At 72.0% G+C, this 15823-nt stretch carries 16 protein-coding genes; 9 read left to right on the top strand and 7 right to left on the bottom strand.

Features of this window, described 5'->3' with window-relative positions:
* Positions 1-43: 43 nt before the first annotated feature.
* The gene (locus tag AC3IYJ_RS05525; protein ID WP_489400222.1) at positions 44-712 is read right to left on the bottom strand and encodes an alpha-ketoglutarate-dependent dioxygenase AlkB family protein; all 669 of its coding nucleotides are present in this window, start codon (positions 710-712) and stop codon (positions 44-46) included.
* Positions 713-748: 36 nt separating this feature from the next.
* On the opposite strand from AC3IYJ_RS05525, the gene AC3IYJ_RS05530 reads away from it, so the two are divergent.
* Positions 749-1507 carry a maleylpyruvate isomerase family mycothiol-dependent enzyme gene (locus AC3IYJ_RS05530; RefSeq protein ID WP_489400223.1) on the top strand — a complete coding sequence of 253 codons (759 nt, stop codon included), beginning with the start codon at positions 749-751 and terminating at the stop codon, positions 1505-1507.
* A gap of 57 nt (positions 1508-1564) precedes the next feature.
* Positions 1565-1816: a DUF6332 family protein gene (locus tag AC3IYJ_RS05535; protein WP_489400224.1), complete on the top strand. Its 252-nt coding sequence runs from the start codon at positions 1565-1567 to the stop codon at positions 1814-1816.
* A gap of 346 nt (positions 1817-2162) precedes the next feature.
* On the opposite strand, the gene AC3IYJ_RS05540 is transcribed toward AC3IYJ_RS05535, so the two are convergent.
* Both AC3IYJ_RS05540 and AC3IYJ_RS05545 read right to left on the bottom strand, forming a co-directional pair.
* Positions 2163-3128, bottom strand: coding sequence for a spherulation-specific family 4 protein (locus AC3IYJ_RS05540; RefSeq protein ID WP_489400225.1), 966 nt, complete (start codon positions 3126-3128; stop codon positions 2163-2165).
* Positions 3129-3262: 134 nt separating this feature from the next.
* Positions 3263-3997 (bottom strand): TetR/AcrR family transcriptional regulator, encoded by a 735-nt coding sequence (locus AC3IYJ_RS05545; protein ID WP_489400226.1) that lies wholly within the window; start codon positions 3995-3997, stop codon positions 3263-3265.
* Between the two features lie 159 nt (positions 3998-4156).
* Between AC3IYJ_RS05545 and AC3IYJ_RS05550 the strand changes: the two genes are divergently transcribed.
* The gene (locus AC3IYJ_RS05550; protein ID WP_489400227.1) at positions 4157-4615 is read left to right on the top strand and encodes a nitroreductase/quinone reductase family protein; all 459 of its coding nucleotides are present in this window, start codon (positions 4157-4159) and stop codon (positions 4613-4615) included.
* Between the two features lie 139 nt (positions 4616-4754).
* Here AC3IYJ_RS05550 and AC3IYJ_RS05555 read toward each other — a convergent pair whose 3' ends face one another.
* The gene (locus AC3IYJ_RS05555) at positions 4755-6176 is read right to left on the bottom strand and encodes a geranylgeranyl reductase family protein (RefSeq protein ID WP_489400228.1); all 1422 of its coding nucleotides are present in this window, start codon (positions 6174-6176) and stop codon (positions 4755-4757) included.
* Between the two features lie 189 nt (positions 6177-6365).
* Between AC3IYJ_RS05555 and AC3IYJ_RS05560 the strand changes: the two genes are divergently transcribed.
* Both AC3IYJ_RS05560 and AC3IYJ_RS05565 read left to right on the top strand, forming a co-directional pair.
* Positions 6366-7730 carry a dipeptidase gene (locus AC3IYJ_RS05560; RefSeq protein WP_489400229.1) on the top strand — a complete coding sequence of 455 codons (1365 nt, stop codon included), beginning with the start codon at positions 6366-6368 and terminating at the stop codon, positions 7728-7730.
* 85 nt (positions 7731-7815) lie between these two features.
* Positions 7816-8520: an MBL fold metallo-hydrolase gene (locus AC3IYJ_RS05565; protein WP_489400230.1), complete on the top strand. Its 705-nt coding sequence runs from the start codon at positions 7816-7818 to the stop codon at positions 8518-8520.
* A gap of 5 nt (positions 8521-8525) precedes the next feature.
* On the opposite strand, the gene AC3IYJ_RS05570 is transcribed toward AC3IYJ_RS05565, so the two are convergent.
* Positions 8526-9806, bottom strand: a complete 1281-nt coding sequence (locus tag AC3IYJ_RS05570; protein WP_489400231.1) for a tannase/feruloyl esterase family alpha/beta hydrolase — start codon at positions 9804-9806, stop codon at positions 8526-8528.
* A gap of 203 nt (positions 9807-10009) precedes the next feature.
* Here AC3IYJ_RS05570 and AC3IYJ_RS05575 point away from each other — a divergent pair, with 203 nt between their 5' ends.
* Positions 10010-11095: a sensor histidine kinase gene (locus AC3IYJ_RS05575; RefSeq protein WP_489400232.1), complete on the top strand. Its 1086-nt coding sequence runs from the start codon at positions 10010-10012 to the stop codon at positions 11093-11095.
* Positions 11092-11706: a response regulator transcription factor gene (locus AC3IYJ_RS05580; RefSeq protein ID WP_489400233.1), complete on the top strand. Its 615-nt coding sequence runs from the start codon at positions 11092-11094 to the stop codon at positions 11704-11706. Before AC3IYJ_RS05575 ends, AC3IYJ_RS05580 begins: the two co-directional genes overlap by 4 nt.
* A gap of 75 nt (positions 11707-11781) precedes the next feature.
* On the opposite strand, the gene AC3IYJ_RS05585 is transcribed toward AC3IYJ_RS05580, so the two are convergent.
* Positions 11782-12822 (bottom strand): NUDIX hydrolase, encoded by a 1041-nt coding sequence (locus AC3IYJ_RS05585; protein WP_489400234.1) that lies wholly within the window; start codon positions 12820-12822, stop codon positions 11782-11784.
* A gap of 142 nt (positions 12823-12964) precedes the next feature.
* Here AC3IYJ_RS05585 and AC3IYJ_RS05590 point away from each other — a divergent pair, with 142 nt between their 5' ends.
* The gene (locus tag AC3IYJ_RS05590; RefSeq protein ID WP_489402698.1) at positions 12965-14008 is read left to right on the top strand and encodes a LacI family DNA-binding transcriptional regulator; all 1044 of its coding nucleotides are present in this window, start codon (positions 12965-12967) and stop codon (positions 14006-14008) included.
* On the opposite strand, the gene AC3IYJ_RS05595 is transcribed toward AC3IYJ_RS05590, so the two are convergent.
* The gene (locus AC3IYJ_RS05595; protein ID WP_489400235.1) at positions 13998-14222 is read right to left on the bottom strand and encodes a hypothetical protein; all 225 of its coding nucleotides are present in this window, start codon (positions 14220-14222) and stop codon (positions 13998-14000) included. The two genes, AC3IYJ_RS05590 and AC3IYJ_RS05595, sit on opposite strands and share 11 nt — an antisense overlap.
* 364 nt (positions 14223-14586) lie before the next feature.
* On the opposite strand from AC3IYJ_RS05595, the gene AC3IYJ_RS05600 reads away from it, so the two are divergent.
* Positions 14587-15801: an IS110 family RNA-guided transposase gene (locus AC3IYJ_RS05600; protein ID WP_489398780.1), complete on the top strand. Its 1215-nt coding sequence runs from the start codon at positions 14587-14589 to the stop codon at positions 15799-15801.
* Positions 15802-15823: the final 22 nt, after the last annotated feature.

A 15823-nucleotide genomic window follows, 5' to 3' on the forward strand; every position in this document is an offset into this window, starting at 1 on the left:
GACAGCGATCCTCGCACGACCGGAGCGGTGCGAGCGCCGTGTACTAGCCGAGCCCGCCGACGCGGAGCGTGATGTTCAGCCGCCCGGTCAGCCCGAGTCCGGGCGGGGCGGTGCCGGGCAGGACCTTCGGCACCCCGTGATAGGCCCGTCGGACCGGTCCGCCGAAGACGAACAGATCCCCGCTGCGCAGCTCAACGTCCCTGTACGGGCGCCCGCGCGAGGCCGTGTTGCCGAAGCGGAAGAGGCAGGAATCACCCAGGCTGATCGAGACCACCGGTGCCGGGGAGCGTTCCTCCGCATCGCGGTGCATGCCCATGCGCGAGTCGCCCCCGTAGAAGTTGACCAGCGCGATGTCGTACTCGGCCGCCCCGGGCCCGGCATCGAGGCTCCGCGTGTCCCCGTAGGCCACGGCCACCGCGTCCCGCCCCAGCCGCGCGAGCCAGTCGGGCATCGGCTTGACCGGAGCCCCGTCCCCGTCCACGGCGGTGGGGGCGTACCCGTACGGATACCAGTGCAGCCCCAGACACACCTGCCGGGCGGTCATCGTGCCACCGCCCGGGGTGTGCACGGTGCGCAGCCCCGCGGGTGGTCTGGCCCAGGAGCGGCAGGCGTCCAGCAACTCCCGCTGCCGGGACGGATCCAGCCAGTCGGGCACGTGCACGGCGCCCGGAACGATCTCGGTGCGCTCCCGCGGGAAGAGTTCGCCGTCCATGTCGTCCATTGTGCGTCCGGCTGACAAAATCCCGATATGGAGATCATCGATTGTGTGAAGACCCTTGCCCGTGAGGGGGAGCTGCTCGCTTCCGCCGCCGAACGGGCGGGAACCGATGCCCCGGTGCCCACCTGCCCCGACTGGGAGGTCGCCGATCTGCTGCGGCACACCGGCTCGGTGCACCGCTGGGCGGCCGGGTACGTCAGGGAGGGCCTGACGGAGCGGGCGCCGTTCCCGGACGCGCCGGAACTGGCGGGCGCGGAGCTGCTGGCATGGTTCCGCGAGGGCCACTCGGCGCTGGTGCGGACGCTGAGCGAGGCCCCGGCCGACATGGAGTGCTGGACCTTCCTGCCGACGGCGCCGCCGTCGCCGCTGGCGTTCTGGGCGCGCCGCCAGGCCCATGAGACCACCGTCCACCGGCTGGACGCGGAGGCGGCGCTGGGCACGGCATTCGGGCCGGTGGAGCCCCTGTTCGCCGCCGACGGGGTGGACGAGCTGCTGACCGGCTTCCACGCGCGGCCCACGAGCCGGGTACGGACGGCGGAGCCGCGGGTGCTGCGGGTGCGGGCATCGGACACGGGCGCGGTGTGGACCGTGCACCTGTCGCAGGACCCGGCGCGTACGGTGCGGTTCGGCGCCGACGGCGGGACCGACGCCGTGCCGGCCGACTGCACGCTGACCGGCGAGGCCGCCTGGCTGTACTCGGCGCTGTGGAACCGGCTGCCGCTGACCGGGCCGGGTGTGACGGGTGATGCGAAGCTGGCGCGGCTCTGGGCGGACACGGCCGGGATCTGACGCACCACCGGCGGGGCGCCCTTGTGGGGGTGCGCGGGGCGCTGTGACACTGCGGGCATGGGGAGACGCAGCCAGGCGGACCGGGACGCGATCACCATCGAGATCGCCTACGCGTTCATCAGCGGCGCCTTCGCGGCCGCCCTCACCTTCGCGGGCGTCTACGGCCCCGCCCTCCTCTTCGACCTCTCCCCCACCGCCGCGGGGATCCTGGCGGCGGTGGGCGCCACCCTGGCCGGAGCCGCGTTCCTCTTCAGGGTCACGCGCCTCCTGTGGCGCTTCTCCCGCCGCCCGGAGAACGACGGCCGCTAAGCCTTGTCGTCAAAATGCCGTCTGCCCCGCGGGCGACGACGCCACTTTGACGACAGGCCCCAGGGCCGTTCACCCCGCCGCCCTAAACTCGGCCGCATGGGATATCCGACGGTCGGACCGGCCGCTCCGAAGGACGTCGAACAGCCGGCCCCGGCCGCCACCGCGCGGGTGACCCTGCTGGTCCGATGACCTGCGCCTGGGGCTGAGTCTGAGCGTCGACGGAACCACCACGAACCCGGACCTCGGGCCGGGTCACCACCGACTGGTCGATCCCGACGGGCGAACCGTCGAGGTCGACGTGTGCTGAGACCTCAGCGCTCGGTTCTCCGTGCTCAGTGCTCGGCGCTCAGCCGAGGGAGGACGCGTAGGTGGTCTGGGAGCGGTACTTCCAACTGGGCTGCGCGTTCCACGGGTTCGGCATCCTCGCGCTGGTCGCGTACGCGTAGCCCGCGCCTCTCTCGAAGGCCGTGCGGAGCGTCGCGCGCATCGCGGGGGCGTCCGGGACGTCGTGGACGAGGTGCCAGAACGCCGTTCCGCTCGGGTCGAGTTCGGCGCCCGCCCGGTAGCCGGTGAGGCCGTTGAACACGTTGCCGCCGAGCCAGCCACCGCCCATGTATGCCGCGTACGTGTCCTCGTAGGTGACGAAGACGTCGGCGGTGCGGTGGCCCGGCTCCAGGAAGCAGTCGGCGATGGCGGTGCCGGGGTTGTTCACGACCAGTTCGGAGGCGTCGGGGGCGATGGCCTCCATGGCGTCCTGGACGTACCGGCGCAGCTGCGCGTAGCGGTCGCGGATGGCGTTGCCGGGGCCGCAGTCGCGGCTGACGACGTCGAAGAAGATGCCGTCCACGTGGAGACGCCCGTCGGGGGTCTTCAAGTAGTTGTCGATGGAGGCCTCGACGGCGGCGAGGTCCCGGTTGCCGTGGTCGGTGTGGACGTAGCCGAGGACCTTGGTCTTCTCACCCGTGGAGGTGGTGCCGGAGCGCAGGGCGTCGGCTCGGGCCTGCCAGGGGGCGTTGAACGGGGAGTCGCCGTTGCCGGGGTTGAGGACGACCACGGAGGCGGCCGGGCCGGTGGCGGTGAGGTCGGCCAGCATCGGGTCGTCGGCCCAGACGTACGCCGGGACGGCCACCTCCAGGCCCCGGACGCCGGGCATCCGAGGGGTCGGGGTCACTGCGGGGGCCACGGCGGGAGCGGGGCCCGCGGCGGACGCGGAGACCGGGCCCGGAGTCGCCGAGGCGGTGACGGCGGGCGCCGGCGCGGCCAGTAAGAGGGTGGCGACGACGGCTAACAAGGCCTTCGCGGCGCGGGTCATGACGGCTCCTCGGGCGGCGGCGGGGGCGGGGACGGCGGGAACGCGACCCGAGGAACACTAGACGGGCGGCCGGGCACGCCAGGCCGGAAACCTCCGCTTCGGTAAGAGGAACTGACAAGCGAACGCGCCCACCCTCACACGGTGGGCAGCCCCACCCCGTGCGCCAGCTGTCCGGCGGCGTGCGCGAAGAACGTGTCGCGGTCCTCGACGACCCGGTTGAACTGGCCGAACAGCTCGAAGGAGACGAGCCCCACGAGCTGCGCCCAGGAGGCGACCAGGGCTGCGGTGACTTCCGGGGGGAGGCCTTCGGCGAAGTCCTCGGTCATCCGGACGGCTTCGGGCCGCAGCTCGGCGGGGAGCGGCGGGAGCGCGAGGCCGTGGCCCTCGTAGGCGGCGCGGACGATGCCGATGAGGGTGTTGCCGACGCGGGAGGCGGGGCCGACGGTGTCGCTGGGCGCGCTGTAGCCGGGGACGGGGGATCCGTAGATGAGCGCGTACTCGTGCGGGTGCTCCAGCGCCCAGCCGCGGACCGCCTCGCAGACCGCGATCCAGCGGGCCCGAGGCGCCCCGCCGGCTCCGGCTCCGGGTCCGGCTCCGGCGGCTCCGCCGGCGGCGAGCGCACGGGCGTCGGCCTCCTCCGCGGCGGCGCCGACGCTGTTGTAGGCGTCGACGATGAGCGCGGTGAGCAGATCGTCGCGGCTGGGGAAGTAGCGGTAGAGGGCGGAGGAGACCATGCCCAGCTCGCGCGCGACGGCGCGCAGCGAGAGCTTGGCCGCGCCCTCGGCCGCGAGTGCGCGGCGCGCCTCGTCCTTGATGGCGGCGGTGACTTCGATGCGGGCCCGTTCCCTGGCCCCTCGCACGGTGCTCATGGGGGTCAGTGTGGCACGCAGGCAGAGCAGTGCCCAAAAAGAGGATCGCCGATCTATTTCGAGAGCACTGCTCTTGCTTTGGATCGACGCTCCGTGCACACTGATCTCAAGCGAGAGCAGTGCTCTCTCAACCCTCTCCTCAGCGCCCCGGAGGCTGCCATGAACGCGCCCACGCCCTACTACGTCACGTCCGGCCCGATCGCCATCCGCTTCAACGCCTTCTTCGGCAGACTCGCCCGCCTCGGCATCAGCCTCGCGGGCACGGCCGAGCTGTCGGTACGCGGCCGCACGTCCGGCCGGATGCAGCGGATCCCGGTCAACCCGTACACCCAGGACGGCGTGCAGTACCTGGTCTCGGCCCGCGGCCACTCGCAGTGGGTGCGCAACATGCGTGCCGCAGGCGGCGGCGAGCTCCGCGTGGGCCGCAAGGTGCGCGCCTTCACCGTCACCGAGCTCACCGACCCCGCCGAGCAGGCCGTGGTCCTGCGCGGGTACCTGAAGAAGTGGGGCTGGGAGGTCAACCGGTTCTTCCAGGGCGTCACCGTCAACTCCCCCGAGGCCGAGCTCCGGGCCGCCGCCGCCGACCACCCGGTCTTCCGCATCACCGTCACCGGCTGACCGTGCGCCGCCCCGCAAAAGACGGCGGCGGCCTCGCCGGAACATCCGGCAAGACCGCCACACCGCGCGACTGCACACGCCCGCTCCCCCACTGGGAAGCGAACCTCGGCCCCCGCGTCCGGCGACCGTCGGCCGGATATCAGCCCTGAGGTCCGGCGGGCGCCGCGCTCGACGTCTCGCCCTGCGGCTCTCCCGGCTTCGCACCACCCGCACCCGGGCCCCGCACCTGATCCGCGCCCTGCTCCGGCCCCTGCCCTTGGCCCTGGGCCGGGCCCTCGCCCCGGCCGCGCGCCTGCCTGGTGTCGAGCAGGTGCAGCGCCTTGCGCGCCAGCGGGTACGTACGCACCATGTCGGCCAGCGTCATCGAACCCCGGGTGATCCGCGCGAAGGCCAGCCAGGCCGGCCGGAAGCCGGTGATCGCCGCGTGCAGAACGCCCGGCTTGGACTCGAAGACGGTGAGCATCCGCTTGCCGACGCCCATCTCCACACCCAGCCCGGCCTTGACCGCGAAGGCGTAGTTGAGCGCCTGTCGGCGCGCGTCCACCGCGTCCTGGGCCTCGGCGACCTTCACAGCCCATTCACCGGCGAGGCGCCCCGAGCGCAGCGCGAAGGAGATGCCCTCCCGGGTCCACGGCTCCAGCAGCCCGGCCGCGTCGCCCGCGACGAGCACCCGGCCGCGCGAGAGCGGCGATCCGGGCTTGCGGCAGCGGGTCAAGTGACCGGAGGAGATCGCCGGTTCGAAGCCGGACAGGCCCAGCCGGGCGATGAAGTCGTCCAGATACCGCTTGGTCGCGGCGCCTTCGCCCTTCGCCGAGATGACCCCGACCGTGAGGGTGTCGCCCTTGGGGAACACCCAGCCGTAACTGCCGGGCATCGGACCCCAGTCGATGAGGACCCGCCCCTTCCAGTCCTCGGCGACCGTGTCCGGGACGGGGATCTCCGCCTCCAGACCGAGGTCCACCTGGTCCATCTCGACCCCGACGTGCGCGCCGATCCGGCTCGCGCTGCCGTCCGCGCCGACCACGGCCCGCGCCAGCAGGGTCTCGCCGTCGGCGAGCACCACGGCCACGGTGCGCCGGTCGGGCACGGAGGCCCCGTGCTGTTCCACCCGCGACACGGCCGTACCCGTACGGACGGTCGCGCCGGCCTTCTCCGCCTCGGCGACCAGCGCCGCGTCGAACTCGGGACGGTTGATCAGCCCGAACAGCATCTGCTTCGAACGCCGCGTCCGGGTGAACTTCCCGTCGAGCGAGAAGGTGACCGCGTGGATGCGGTCCTTGAGGGGCAGCACGAAGCCCGGCGGGAGGGCGTCGCGCGAGGGGCCGATGATGCCACCGCCGCAGGTCTTGTACCTGGGCAGTTCGGCCTTCTCCAGCAGCAGGACGCGCCGCCCGGCGGTAGCCGCCGCATGTGCGGCCGAGGACCCGGCAGGTCCCGCCCCGACCACGATCACGTCCCACACCTCGCCGGTCCCCCCGGCCGTCTCCGCGTCCGCCCCCTGAGCGGCCTGTCCTGCTGCCGCGTCGCGTACGTCGCCGCTGTCGCTCTCGTCGCTGCTCACGATGTGCTGCTGCTCCTGACCCTGCGGTTCATGCCATTGCTCCGATGCCGGGGAAATCCTACGGCGCGAGCCGGGTCGCGCTGCTGTGCGAGGATCGACATTGTCTTTTGCCTCAGCCCGCATACGCCCACCCCGCGGATGCGGGAGGCGTACACGTACACCAACGTCGCACCCAGTAGGAGCGTGCCCATGTCTTCGCACCCGATCGCCGAAACCATCGCCTCGCTGATGCCCCGCGCCAAGCAGGAGCTGTCCGAGCTGGTGGCTTTCCAGTCGGTGGCGGACTGGGCACAGTTCCCCAAGAGTGAGAGCGAGGCCGCCGCCAACTGGGTGGCGGACGCGCTGCGCGCCGAGGGCTTCCAGGACGTGGCCCTCCTCGACACCCCCGACGGCACCCAGTCGGTCTACGGCTTCCTGGCCGGTCCGGCGGGCGCGCCGACCGTGCTGCTGTACGCGCACTACGACGTGCAGCCGCCGCTGGACGACGCGGCCTGGATCTCCCCCGCCTTCGAGCTGACCGAGCGCGACGGCCGCTGGTACGGGCGCGGCTCGGCGGACTGCAAGGGCGGGTTCATCATGCACCTGCTCGCGCTGCGTGCCCTGAAGGCCAACGGCGGTGTGCCGGTGAGCGTGAAGGTGATCGTCGAGGGCTCGGAGGAGCAGGGCACGGGCGGTCTGCAGCAGTACGCGACGGCCCACCCCGAGCTGCTGACCGCGGACACCATCGTGATCGGCGACGCGGGCAATTTCCGTACGGGCCTGCCCACGGTCACGGCGACCCTGCGCGGGATGACCCTGCTGAAGGTCAAGATCGACACGCTGGGCGGGAACCTGCACTCCGGCATGTTCGGCGGGGTGGCCCCCGACGCGCTGGCCGCCCTGATCCAGGTGCTGGCCTCGCTGCGCTCGGCGGACGGTTCGACCACGGTGGACGGGCTCGCCTCGGACGCTGTGTGGGAGGGGCTCCAGTACCCGGAGGCCGACTTCCGTGCCGACGCGAAGGTGTTGGACGGGGTCGAGCTCATCGGCGAGGGCACCGTCGCGGACCGTCTCTGGGCCCGGCCCGCGGTCACCGTGCTGGGGATCGACTGCCCGCCGGTGGTCGGCGCGACCCCGTCGGTGCACGCGAGCGCGGGTGCGCTGATCAGCCTGCGCGTGCCGCCGGGCGTGGACACCACGGAGGCGATCAAGCTGCTTGAGGCGCACATGGTGGCGCACACCCCGTGGAAGGCGCGTCTGGAGCTCGAAGTCGTGGGTCAGGGCCAGCCGTTCCAGGCCAACACCGACAGCCCGGCGTACGCGTCGATGGCCGAGGCCATGAAGGTCGCGTACCCGGGCCAGGAGATGCAGGTCAGCGGCATGGGCGGGTCGATCCCGCTGTGCAACACCCTGACCTCGCTGTACCCGGAGGCCGAGATCCTGCTGATCGGTCTGAGCGAGCCGGAGGCCCAGATCCACGCGGTGAACGAGAGCGTCTCCCCGGAGGAGCTGGAGCGCCTGTCGGTCACGGAGGCGCTGTTCCTCGTCAACTACGCGGAGTCCAAGCGCGCCTGACGCGCGCCTGACGCTCCGCTACGGGCGAACCCCGCTCTCGGCGTATCTCGGCCGGGAGCGGGTCCCGTCCACGTACGTTCGGGTGATGGATCTTGTCGAAGTCATCCCCGAACGGCTCCACATGCTCCGCTTCCCCATCGGCCAGGCCTACCTCTGGCGCGACGGCGCGGACCTGACCCTGATCGACGCGGGCCACGCCGAGTCGGCGGCCGCGATCGAGGGGGCGATACGTTCCCTCGGTCTGCGCCCCGAGCGGCTGCAGCGGATCGTCCTGACCCACTGCCACCGCGACCACGTCGGCGCGGCGGGCGAACTCGCCGCCCGCTGGGGCGCGGAGGTACTGGCCCACGGGCTGGACGCCCCGGTCATCCGCGGAGACCTCCCGGTTCCGGAGCCGGTGCTCCTGGAGTGGGAACGGCCGTTGTACGCACACGGCCTGACGGTCCCGGCGGCCCCGCCGACCCGGGTGGACCGGGAACTGTCGGACGGCGAGGTGCTCCCCTTCGGCGGCGGCGCCGTCATCGTCCACGCCCCGGGTCACACTCCGGGCAGCATCGGTGTCCATCTCCCTTCGCACGGCGTGCTGTTCACCGGCGACTGCGTCGCCGGGGTCGGCCAGGTGATGCTGGGGGTCTTCAACGTGGACCGCGCCGAAGCCATCGCGGCCTTCGGCCGGCTGGCGGCCCTGTCCCCGTCGGTGGCCTGCTTCGGCCACGGCGACCCCCTGACGGTGGACGCGGCGGCCGTCCTGCGCGCGGCGGCGCAGGCGGTCGGCGCCCAGACCGTCTAGACGGCTCAGCGCTGCCCGGGCTGCTTGCCCTGCGTCCAGGTTTCGAGCTGACCGAAGGCCTCGACGAACGAGGGCAGCATGGGCCGCAGGTTCTGCTCGTCTATGGGGACCATGCCATCGGTGTGGGTACCGCCGGGAACCTTGATGTAGCGGTGGAGGCTGCCGCGGCCGACGTCGGTGACCATGCGGTCGTACACGTCACCGAAGGTCGCGGGCGGGGTGAGGGCATCGAGGGTGCCCTGGATGCTGATCAGGGGCTTCTGTATCCGTCCGGTCAACGAGACCCGCTCCACCGCACGGTGGACGGCCCGGGGCCGGGATGCGAAATCGTAGTCGGCGTCGCAGCCCGCCCCGCTGCCCGCGGCGCAGAACGGCGTCCCTCCCTCGGTGGCGCCGTCGTAGCCCGGGTCGAGCTCCTCGCGCACCGTCCGCTGGAGCGAGTCCCACAGGTTGTCGTACTGGTATCCCCAGAGCTTCTCGGAGCCCGCGGGGTACCCGGCCGCAATGATCGCGTCGTGGGCCGCCTTGTCACCCTTGGCCGCACTGGGATAGGCGCGCAGGGCGGGCGGGAGGGTGGTGAGCAGGCTGCCCTCGGAGGTGAACGTGAGGGCGTTCCAGTCGATGCCTCCCGTGTAGAGCGAGGCGTAGTGCTCCAGTTGCCAGCGGACCAGGTACCCGCCGGCCGAGAGTCCCGCGGCGTACGTCCGACTCGGGGTGCGCCCGTACCTCTGGTTCGTCACCTTCTTCGCGGCGACGGTCAGTTCGGCCACGCGGCGGTGCCATTCCATGATCCCCTCGCCGGGCCGCTCGCCGTCCTTGTATATCTCGGCCCCGTTGTTGCCCTTGTCGGTGGCGGCGTACGCGTACCCCTTGGCCAGGACCTGGTCGCTGATGATCCGGTCATTGGCGTACTGCTTGCGGGTGCCGGGCGGGCCCGCCACCACCAGTCCGCCGTTCCAGTGGTCGGGCAGCCGGATGACGAACTGGGAGTCGTGGTTCCAGCCGTGGTCGGTGTTGGTGGTGGAGGTATCGGGGAAGTACCCGTCTATCTGGACCCCTGGGACGCCGGACGGAGTGACCGTCCTGGGCGCTTCGAGTCCCGCCCAGTCCTTGAGGTCGGTGTGCCCGGTGGACCTCGTCCCCGTGGTGGTCAGATCGGCGAGGCGCGCGGTGACCGCGTACTCGGCTCCGGGGACCTTCAGGTCGGCGGGGGCCGGACGGGCCGCCGCGGGAGCCGTCAGAGCGGTCGCGAGCAGCAAGGGCGCGATGGCCAGACTGCGCAGCATGGGGGTCTCTCTTCCCTGAGTTGTGATGACCCTCGAAATGTAGGAATCGCAGGTCACCCCAGGTAAGTGCGAGTCAGCCAAGCCTCAGTACCCGAAGGGCACATGACCTCTGGCCAATCCCCGATCCCTCTGTCCACAGGCGGCCGGGACGACCCCGCCCGCCACGTACGCTGCACAGGAACGCACGATGTGAAGGAGGATCGATGCCACGACCCGTGCCCTGGATTCCCACCGTCCTCTACGGGGCGGTGCTGGTCGGCGGGCTCTACTACTGCGCGATCGGACCGGGCCCCGACGTCCGGACGGCCGGTTTCACGGCCGTCCTCGGGCTGCTCGTGGCGCTCGACCTCCGCGAGCGCGCCCTCGCGCCCCGCATGGTCTTCGGCGCCAGGATCGTCCTGCTGTGCGCGGTGGCGGCACTGGACGACTCGGGGCTCTCGCGCGTCCTGTTCGTCCTCGTCCCCTTCCTCGGGTACTTCGCCTTCGGCCCCACCGCCGGCATCTGGCTCGGAGCCGGCTGCGTGGCCCTGCTGGCGGGCGCGTTCACCTTGTGGGTCCCGCACTGGCAGCTGGAGGCCGCGTACATCTCGGACCTGCTGATGTTCGCCCTGGGTGTGGTCCTGGCCGTCGCGATGGCCGCCGTGGCCGTCCGCGAACAGCAGGCGCGGACCCGCCTGGAGGGCACGCTCGCGCAGGTCGCGGAGTTGTCCGCGACGCGTGAGCGCAATCGGCTCGCCCGCGAGATACACGACAGCCTGGGCCACCATCTGACCGCGATAGGGATCCAGTTGGAGAAGGCGGAGGCGTTCGCCTCGCTGGACCCGGGCGGTTCCGCGAAGGCCGTCTCCAGCGCCCGCTGGTCGGCGGGCCGCGCGCTCGACGAAGTACGCGCCTCCGTGCGCACCTTGGGACCCGAGTCGGAATCGGAGCCGGCCGGCCTGTCGCGGGCGCTGGCCGACCTCGTCCACCATCTGGACGGCGCAGACCGCCGTATCTCCCTCGACATGTCCGGGACCGAGCGCAGGCCCTTGCTGGTGCTGTACCGGGCCGTCCAGGAAGGTCTCACCAACGCCTGCCGGCATTCGGGCGCCACCGAGATCGAGGTGGCGGTGTCGTACGACGACCACGGAGCCCGCCTGCGCCTCGCGGACAACGGCGCCGGGTTCGCCGGGGCGGCCGAGGGCTTCGGGCTCGCGGGACTGCGCGAGCGGGTCCGCCTCGCGGACGGAACGGTGGACATAGACAGTTCGCCGTCCGGCACCGTCCTCTCGGTGGGAGTCCCGTGGTGAGCGTGCGCGTGTACGTCGTCGACGACCAGGACCTGGTCCGTGAGGGGATCACCGCGCTGCTGGGCATCCAGCCGGGCATCGAGGTGGTGGGCAGCGCCCGCGACGGCGAGCAGGCCGTCGAGGAGGCGCCGGGCTGCCGCCCGGACGTGGTGCTGATGGACGTGCGCATGCCCGGCCTCGACGGGGTCACCGCCACCGGGGTGCTGCGGCGCCGACTGCCCACCTGCAAGATCGTGATGCTGACCACCTTCAACGACGACGAGTACGTCAGCCGTGCCTTGAAGGCGGGCGCGGTCGGCTACCTCCTCAAGAACCTGCCCGCCGCCGAGCTCGCCCAGGCGGTGCGCCTCGCCCACGCGGGAGTCGCCCAGTTCGACCAGTCCGTCCTCGCCAACCTGGCAGCCGGTCTCCCCGCTCCCGACGCCCTCACACCCCGCGAGACGGAAGTGCTCCGCCTCATCTCGGCGGGCGCCACGAACAAGGAGATCGCCTCCCGCCTCTACCTCAGCGAAGGCACCGTCAAGAACCACATCTCCCGCGTCCTGACCCGTCTGGGCCTGCGCGACCGCACCCAGGCCGCGCTGTACGCCCGTGACAACGGGCTGATCTAGGCCGTCCCCTTCAGGTCTGTCGGTCGGGGCCGAAGGAGACGGCCTGGGCCGGTTACGGGGCGGCCCCCGGGCCGGTTACGGCACCGCCCGCCCCGCCTCCAGGTACACCGCGCGTCCCCGTTCCCGGGCCCTGAGGGCCCAGCGCAGCCGTTCGTACCGCACCTGCGGCAGCAGCCCGGCCGCCTCCTCCTCCGTCACGAACCGCCATGCCCGCAGCTCCGGCCCCGGCAACCGCAGCCGCCCGATCTCCGCCGCCGGGAGCCGGCCGCCGTCGAACAGCAGCCGCAGTCCCCCGTACCCCGCCGGAGGTCCGGGCGCCTCCCAGTCGACGACGAGCAGCTCCGGCGGACGGGCCAGGACGAGCCCCAGCTCCTCCTCGACCTCCCTCATGCCCGCGCACGCCGGTGCCTCGCCCGCCTCGACCACGCCCCCCGGGAACTCCCAACCCGCCTTGTACGTCGGATCCACCAGCAGCACCCGGTCGGCGTCGTCGAAGAGCAGCACCCCGGCGGCCACCGTCTCCCGCGTCGGCTGCGGCGTCTGCACGATGTCGCAGGCCCGGGCCTCGTCGGTGCGTACGGCTTCGGCGATCCGCTCCGCCGTCTCCCGTACGGTCAGCGCCCCGTTGTCGACGACGTGCGCGTCGGCCGTCAGCCAGCCCAGCGCGTGCTGATAGGCGGGGATGTGCTCGTACGCCCACTGACGGTCCCGGGGGTCCCTGTCCTGTCCCGGAGCGGTCTCCTCCCGGGTCGCGATCCGCTCCCGAAGGATCGTTTCCCCCGGGGCCAGCAGCACATGCCGCACCGCGATCCGGCGCGCGGCGAGCCCGCCGAAGATCTCGTCCCGGTACTCCTGCCTCAGCAGGGTCATCGGCACCACCAGCACCCCGCCCACCTCGGCGAGCATCGCCGCCGCAGTGTCCACGACGAGCCGCCGCCAACTCGGCAGGTCCTGGTAGTCGCAGACCTCCGCGAGCCGCTTGCGCGGCAGCAGGACCCGTAGTGCGTCGCCGATGAACTCCGGGTCGAACAGGGTGCTGTCCGGCAGGAGCCCGGTCAACTCACGGGCCGTGCTGCTCTTCCCGGCGCCGAAAGTGCCGTTGATCCAGACAATCACGTCTACCCCTCTCCCGATGCCCCCAGTGGCTTGCCCGCACCACCCTGCCACGGAAACCCCGCCGCCCCTGTGAGTGCTTATCCTCAAGGTCAGGGCCTTGCCGCTCCACCCGACCGCCCACCGTCCCGGAGGCTTCACCACCGTGCCGCACACCCGCCGCCCGTCCGAACCCCGCTACGGCAACCGGCCGACCATGAAGGACGTGGCGGCCCGGGCCGGCGTGGGCCTCAAGACGGTGTCCCGTGTGGTCAACGGCGAGCCGGGGGTCACCCCCGACACCGAGAAGCGGGTCCAGGACGCCATCGACGCGCTGGGCTTCCGGCGCAACGACAGTGCCCGCGTGCTCCGCAAGGGCCGTACCGCCACCGTCGGCCTGGTCCTGGAGGACCTCGCCGACCCCTTCTACGGTCCGCTCAACCGGGCCGTGGAGGAGGTGGCCCGCGCGCACGGCGCCCTGCTCATCAACGGCTCCAGCGCCGAGGATCCGGACCGCGAGCGGGAGTTGGCGCTCGCGCTGTGCGCCCGCCGGGTGGACGGCCTCATCGTGATCCCGGCCGGGGACGACCACCGCTACCTGGAGCCGGAGATCCGGGCCGGGGTCGCGACGGTGTTCGTGGACCGCCCGGCGGGCCGGATCGACGCGGACGTCGTGCTGTCCGACAGCTTCGGCGGCGCCCGGGACGGGGTGGCGCACCTGATCGCGGCCGGACACCGCCGGATCGGTTTCATCGGCGACCATCCGCACATCCACACGGCCACCGAGCGGCTACGGGGCTACCGCGCGGCCATGGAGGCCGCCGGCCTGCCGGTCGCCGGATCATGGGTCTCGCTCGGCGCGACGGCCCCGGACCGCGTCTCGGCCGCCGCCCGCGCGATGCTCTCCGGAACCGAACCGGTCACTGCGGTCTTCGCCGGCAACAACCGCGTGACGGTCACGGTCGTACGGGTCCTCGCGGCGCGGCCGCTGCCCGTGGCACTGGTCGGCTTCGACGACTTCGAGCTCGCCGACCTCCTGCGCCCCGGGATCACCGTGGTCTCCCAGGACGCGGCGGCCCTGGGCCGGGTGGCCACAGACCGTCTCTTCCAACGACTCGCGGGCGCCGACCTCCCCCCGTCCCGCATCGAACTCCCGACCCGCCTGATCACCCGTGGCTCGGGCGAGCTCCCTCCCCCGGTCACCGGATGAGACCGTGCAACACGGGGACGGCTCCGCCCCCGGCCCCCAGCCCCGCGAGCACCGACAACGGGCCGGACACCCCGCCGAGGTGACTCAGCCCGCCGACGGTGAACCCGGCGAGCACGGCGAGGACCAGCACGACGGCGGCGTGCAGGGTCAGGAGAGGCGGATCGGACTGCGGGCGCTCGCTGTTCCGGGACGCGCGCGGCTCATGTGTGGTCATGCACCGATTGCAGCGCGCTGCGGACCGCCGCACGGCACGGGCCGAACGAAATCGGCACGCCGCCGAACGACCCCCCCCCCCCCCCCCCCCCCCCCCCCCCCCCGTTATGTTTTTCGCGGTCCTGCAACGGGACCGCTGGCCTCCGGGCCCGGTATGACTGTGTCCCCTCTGTCGAAGTGATGGCCTGGGGGGTGGTGTCGCCGGGCCCGTGGGGTGCCGTCGGAGCCGCTGATGAGAGACCCGGCCACCGCCCGGTCCGGCGCAATGCCGGACAGAGACGTGGGCGGCAGGTCTGCATAACGTGGATGCGCGAGTACGGTGCCAACGCCGTGGCCGGCCAGGTCAACCACCCAGGAGGGGTTCGATGTTAGACACCGGCGATGTGGGCGTCTTCCTGGGTATGGACGTCGGCAAGAGCGCCCACCACGGCCACGGGCTGACGCCGGCGGGCAAGAAGGTCTTCGACAAGCCGATGCCCAACAGCGAACCCAGGCTGCGGGCCGTCTTCGACAAACTCAAGGCCAAGTTCGGCACGGTGCTGGTGATCGTGGACCAGCCCGCATCGATCGGCGCTCTGCCGCTGACCGTCGCCCGCGACGCCGGCTGTGAGGTCGCCTACCTGCCCGGGCTCTCGATGCGGCGGATCGCTGACCTGTATCCAGGCGAGGCGAAAACCGACGCGAAGGACGCGGCGGTGATCGCGGACGCCGCCCGAACCATGCCGCACGTCCTGCGGTCGCTGGAGCTGACCGACCAGATCACCGCCGAGCTCACGGTGCTGACCGGCTTCGACCAGGACCTCGCCGCCGAAGCCACCCGCACTTCGAACCGGATACGCGGCCTGCTGACCCAGTTCCACCCCAGCCTCGAACGAGTCCTGGGACCGCGGCTGGACCACCCGGCCGTCACCTGGCTCCTCGAGCGTCACGGATCCCCGGCCGCACTGCGGAAAGCCGGCCGCCGCAGACTCGTCGAACTCATCCGCCCCAAGGCCCCACGCATGGCCGTCCGGCTGATCGACGACGTCTTCGACGCCCTCGACGAGCAGACCGTCGTGGTCCCGGGAACCGGCACCCTCGACATCGTGATCCCGTCCCTGGCCGCCTCGCTCGCCACGGTCCATGACCAGCGCCGTGCGCTGGAAGCGCAGATCAGCAGCCTGCTGGAGGCCCACCCTCTTCACCAGGTCCTGACCTCGATGCCCGGAGTCGGAGTCAGGACCGCCGCCGTCCTGCTGGTCACCGTCGGAGACGGCACCAGCTTCCCCAGCGCCGCCCACCTCGCCTCCTACGCCGGCCTCGCCCCCACCACGAAGTCGTCGGGGACCTCAATCCACGGCGAACACGCACCCCGCGGCGGAAACCGCCAGCTCAAACGCGCCATGTTCCTCTCCGCCTTCGCCTGCATGAACGCCGACCCAGCCTCCCGCGCTTACTACGACCGGCAAAGAGCCCGCGGCAAAACCCACACCCAGGCACTCCTACGACTCGCCCGACAACGCATCAGTGTCCTGTTCGCCATGCTCCGAGACGGCACCTTCTACGACTCCAGAGTCCCCGCCGCCACCCTCGCCCCATGACCATCCCAAACAGCCTCATACC

The sequence above is a fragment of the Streptomyces sp. GL_140 genome (assembly GCF_057834465.1).

Excerpts from the sequence above, each read along its gene's own strand:
- AC3IYJ_RS05525 (WP_489400222.1), bottom strand. The coding sequence starts at position 712 with ATGGACGGCGAACTCTTCCCGCGGGAGCGCACCGAGATCGTTCCGGGC.
- AC3IYJ_RS05530 (WP_489400223.1), top strand. The coding sequence starts at position 749 with ATGGAGATCATCGATTGTGTGAAGACCCTTGCCCGTGAGGGGGAGCTG.
- AC3IYJ_RS05535 (WP_489400224.1), top strand. The coding sequence starts at position 1,565 with ATGGGGAGACGCAGCCAGGCGGACCGGGACGCGATCACCATCGAGATC.
- AC3IYJ_RS05540 (WP_489400225.1), bottom strand. The coding sequence starts at position 3,128 with ATGACCCGCGCCGCGAAGGCCTTGTTAGCCGTCGTCGCCACCCTCTTA.
- AC3IYJ_RS05545 (WP_489400226.1), bottom strand. The coding sequence starts at position 3,997 with ATGAGCACCGTGCGAGGGGCCAGGGAACGGGCCCGCATCGAAGTCACC.
- AC3IYJ_RS05550 (WP_489400227.1), top strand. The coding sequence starts at position 4,157 with ATGAACGCGCCCACGCCCTACTACGTCACGTCCGGCCCGATCGCCATC.
- AC3IYJ_RS05560 (WP_489400229.1), top strand. The coding sequence starts at position 6,366 with ATGTCTTCGCACCCGATCGCCGAAACCATCGCCTCGCTGATGCCCCGC.
- AC3IYJ_RS05565 (WP_489400230.1), top strand. The coding sequence starts at position 7,816 with ATGGATCTTGTCGAAGTCATCCCCGAACGGCTCCACATGCTCCGCTTC.
- AC3IYJ_RS05570 (WP_489400231.1), bottom strand. The coding sequence starts at position 9,806 with ATGCTGCGCAGTCTGGCCATCGCGCCCTTGCTGCTCGCGACCGCTCTG.
- AC3IYJ_RS05575 (WP_489400232.1), top strand. The coding sequence starts at position 10,010 with ATGCCACGACCCGTGCCCTGGATTCCCACCGTCCTCTACGGGGCGGTG.
- AC3IYJ_RS05595 (WP_489400235.1), bottom strand. The coding sequence starts at position 14,222 with ATGACCACACATGAGCCGCGCGCGTCCCGGAACAGCGAGCGCCCGCAG.
- AC3IYJ_RS05600 (WP_489398780.1), top strand. The coding sequence starts at position 14,587 with ATGTTAGACACCGGCGATGTGGGCGTCTTCCTGGGTATGGACGTCGGC.